General features: G+C 46.2%; 1 protein-coding gene. It reads right to left on the bottom strand.

The features are described 5' to 3' along the window. Positions 1 to 127: 127 nt before the first annotated feature. Positions 128 to 1272: tRNA lysidine(34) synthetase TilS (gene tilS, locus R7035_RS25475; RefSeq protein ID WP_318146351.1), on the bottom strand; the 1145-nt coding region annotated here is incomplete at its 5' end.

The following is a 1272-nucleotide window of genomic DNA, read 5'->3' as shown; positions in this document are numbered from 1 at the left end:
GCATCACCCGCCAGAGCTTGGCCACTCAACATGGTTAGTGCAGCCACTGCACCGATCATTACTCTCTTCATTGCTTCACCTAATCGTTTTTTATTTGAGATAGTTATGGTCGATATTGTGACATGAATTACAAAGGCTTGCGCCAAATGAGTTCACAGTCTTGGCCACTAAATGTTTGATCCACAAACAAGTCTGCGACTGCAACAACTTGGTCTTTGTACATCAAAATCGGGATCTGACGACGTAACCAGCTTGGCACATTGTATTCTTGGAATAACTTTTTCAGTTTACGACTGCGACTACGTGTTGTGGGGTGTGCTGACAAACCTTCGGGATTGAAAGTAACCCTCAATAACTCGGGGTGTGATGGCAGCGAAATATTTGGCTGATGAGAACCCGAACTAAGCGTTAACGTCCCCAAACTCTCTGGTAAAATCAGTGGCTCATCGATTTGGATATGGCCTTGCCAACTCGTCACATCGGCATGAGGCGTAACCCAGTACAATTTGTTTTGGAATCGTCGGATCTCTCCTTGTTTGAGTTTAAGCTTTGGATTGGCATCTTGTTGCGCCAATGCCACTTCTTGCCAAATCAAGCGCAATTGAGTTTGACTCGGCATATTGGCATTCAATTTACTCAACCACATACGAATCAAACGCGCTTGAGCTAATTCACTATGGATAGCTAACTCATCAATACTTAAGCTCAAATCCGCCTGTAGAGCACGCGCAAACACCGAACCTAGGAGCTCATCCAATAACGCTTCTTGTTGAGCACATAAGCTTGCGCTTCGTTGCACCGCTTGATGAATACTCGGCCAACGATCAGACAACTCAGGGACGATACGATGACGTAAAAAATTTCGATCGTAGCGCGTGTCTTGGTTACTTTCGTCTTCTACCCATTCCAAACCAATGTTCTTCGCCGTCGTTTCTATCTGCTCGCGCTTGGTGTTAAGTAGCGGACGAACTAATGTGCCACCAGCAAACGGCATAGTTTCTGCCATCGAAGATAAACCCTTAGGTCCACTTCCACGTTTCAACGCGAGTAAAAATGTTTCGACTTGGTCGTCGGCATGCTGACCTGTTAGCAATAAGTCGCCACGATTGATATGACGAGCCAGAGCTTCATAGCGCGCTTCACGTGCCAGCGATTCAATGCTCTCACCACTATTGGTATCTAGGTTCACACGCTCTACCGAGCACGAAATACCTGCTTGTTTCGCCCATACTTGACACTTATCGGCCCAAATGTCCGCATTTTCACTCAAAC

It is taken from the genome of Vibrio sp. 1731 (assembly GCF_033339955.1).
Classification (GTDB): Bacteria; Pseudomonadota; Gammaproteobacteria; order Enterobacterales; family Vibrionaceae; genus Vibrio; species Vibrio alginolyticus.
The sequence above is the reverse complement of the archived record's forward strand: the minus strand, read 5'-3'. Positions and strand labels throughout refer to the sequence as shown.